1 protein-coding gene is annotated in these 2,847 nt (G+C 46.6%); it reads right to left on the minus strand.

The window, feature by feature from the left end:
- Positions 1–181: 181 nt before the first annotated feature.
- The gene (locus PN499_RS12635; RefSeq protein WP_272032283.1) at positions 182–2,722 is read right to left on the minus strand and encodes a heavy metal translocating P-type ATPase; all 2,541 of its coding nucleotides are present in this window, start codon (positions 2,720–2,722) and stop codon (positions 182–184) included.
- Positions 2,723–2,847: the final 125 nt, after the last annotated feature.

Consider the following 2,847-nt stretch of genomic DNA (forward strand, 5'->3'; position numbering starts at 1 on the left):
CAATCGCAGAGACTAGGCGATTGCTTCGCTTCCCGCCACGCTTCGCTCGCGGCTTCGGCTTTTCGCAACGACAGATCGTAAGTAATTTGCCGGACATGATATTACGAAAATAGATTGCAGTTTCTTCAGAATATAAGGTTACAAATTAAAAATGGTATTTCTCCTTTTTAATTTTTAATTTTTAATTTTTAATTAGATTGCGGCGTAGTAGCAAAGAGTTTGTCACAACACTTACAGAACTAAAAGCCATAAAAGCACCTGCTGCTGCGGGACTAAGTGCCAGACCGAAAGTTGGGAGCAAAATGCCAGCCGCGATGGGAATTCCCAAGACATTATAAGCAAAAGCCCAAAACAAATTCTGCCGAATTTTGTTGAAAGTAAGACGACTGAGGTAAATAGATTCGACAACATCACCTAAAGTATCTCGCATTAAGACAATTTGAGCAGTTTCTACTGCTGCATCTGTACCTGCTTGCATCCCAATCCCGACATCTGCTTGAGCCAAAGCAGGGGCATCATTAATACCATCTCCCACCATTGCTACTTGATGACCTTCAGCTTGCAAAGCGGCGATCGCATCTGCCTTGCCTTGGGGTCTAACTTCCGCGAGAATATCATCAGGCCCGATATCTAATTGTTGCGCGATCGCCACAGCCACCTCTCGCCGATCGCCAGTCACCAGCATTACCCTCAATCCCATACTTCGCAACTTCTCTATAGTTGTTTTAGCATCAGGTCTGAGAGTGTCGCTAACAGCAATTACCCCCACGAAAACGCCTGCTACAGCCACATAAACCAAAGTTTTGCCTTCGAGAGAGGTGAGCGAAGGCATATCTGCGAACACGCCATATTGCCTCAACCAGTCGGCATTACCTGCGAGTACGCGATCGCCCTCTACCAAAGCCGAAACCCCTAAACCCGGTTGCGTGTAGAAATCCCCAGCCAAAAGCAGAGATAAACCTTGCTGTCTAGCTTCCTCCAAAATCGCCTCAGCCAAAGGATGAGAAGTACCACTTTCTACCGTAGCCGCAATTTGTAGCAACCATTGAGCATCAGAAATCGGCAATTCTTCATTTTTCCCCCCTTCATCCTCCCCTCTTCCTTCTTCATCCTTCCCTCTTCCTTCTTCATCCTTCCCTCTTCCTTCTTCATCCTTCCCTCTTCCTTCTTCCCTCTTCCCTCTTCCCTCTTCCTTCTTTCCTCTTCCTTCTTCCTTCTTCCCTCTTCCTTCTTCCTTCGCTATACAATCAGTTACTTTCGGACTACCTGTAGTCAGGGTTCCAGTTTTGTCAAAAATAATAGTATCGAGTTGGTGTACCCGTTCCAAAACATCGCCACCTTTAATTAATAAACCCCGTTCCGCCCCCATACCAGAACCAACTAAAATAGCAGTAGGGGTAGCGAGTCCTAAAGCACAAGGACAAGCGATCGCTAAAACTGCGATCGCCAACTTCAAACTTAATAACGCTGGCGACAGCGGGCCCTGAATCATATTCATCCCCGCATGGTTCATACTAATTGCCGTATGTTCTAAAAGTACCTCCGGCCAGATATGAGTCCCTGCGAAATACCAAAATAGGAAAGTTAGAGTAGATATCGTCATCACGCTATAGCAAAAATAGCCAGCGACAGTATCAGCTAAATATTGAATAGGTGCTTTCCGAGTTTGGGCAGTTTCTACTAAAGCTACAATTTGGGCTAGAGTTGTCTCTTTACCAGTGCGAGTTGCCCGCATTACGATCGCCCCAGATTGATTCAGCGTACCCGCCGCAACTGCATCTCCTCTCTGTTTGAAAACGGCTACAGACTCACCAGTAAGCATTGACTCATCTACCGTCGTCGTACCCTTACAAACTTCGCCATCTACGGGAATTTTTTCCCCCGGTAATACCTGCAACCATTCTCCTACACGCACGCGATCGGCTGGAATTTCAACTGTTAGGAGGGTAAGGGGTAATTCGGAATTTTCCTCTGAACCTGTGTTTTCTTGAGGTTTAGCAACTAAATTGGCCGTTGCTGGCTGTAGGGAAATTAAAGCTTGAAGGGCCGATGCTGCACGTCTTTTGGCTTGTTGTTCCAGGGTTTTTCCCAATAATATAAAGCCCAAAAGCATTACTGGTTCGTCAAAGAAACACTCCCATCCCATCTGCGGAAATAACAAGGCGATGACGCTGGCACTGTAGGCTGTAAAAGCACCTAAGCCTACGAGAGTGTTCATGTTGGGGGAATTGCGCCATAGTCCACGCCACCCATCAATTAAGATAGCGCGTCCGGGGAATAGTAGGGCCGCAGTCGCTAGGCCGCAATGGAACCAGATATTGCTGAAAATTGGCGTTTCTGTTCCTACTAGATGGCCTAAACCGGATAGTAGGATCAGGGTAAGTGCGATCGCCAACTGCCAAATCTGCTGTCTAATTTCTTGGCGGCGACGTTCAACGATCGCAGCTAATTGTTCTTGCTGATGCTCAGCATAGCGCGGCTGAGTTGGAAATCCTGTATCTGTTAACTTTTTAGCAATGGCAACTGCATCAACAACTCCCGCTTTGCCCTCAATTGCGGCCACTTCAGTTGCCAGGTTAACGCGGGCAGAAATTACGCCCGGTTGCTGTTTTAACTGTCTCTCTACAGCAGCTACGCAACCTGCACATTTCATCCCTCCAATATCAAGAGTAATTATTTCTGGGGGTGAGGAATCTGCTAGGATTTCTGGGGAAGATTGCATAGGATTCTTGGGAAATTTAAGATTTTTTACAGACCGAAAGCACAGGTGCAGAGGGAGGAAATATAAGCTTATATTTTATCGTTATTTGGTAACGCCGCCATCTTGGCGGTGACTTTACCGCCAAG

Origin of the sequence: Kamptonema animale CS-326 (assembly GCF_028330895.1) — a bacterium.
Taxonomy (GTDB): domain Bacteria; phylum Cyanobacteriota; class Cyanobacteriia; order Cyanobacteriales; family Microcoleaceae; genus Kamptonema; species Kamptonema formosum.

Excerpts from the sequence above, each read along its gene's own strand:
- PN499_RS12635 (WP_272032283.1), bottom strand. The coding sequence starts at position 2,722 with ATGCAATCTTCCCCAGAAATCCTAGCAGATTCCTCACCCCCAGAAATA.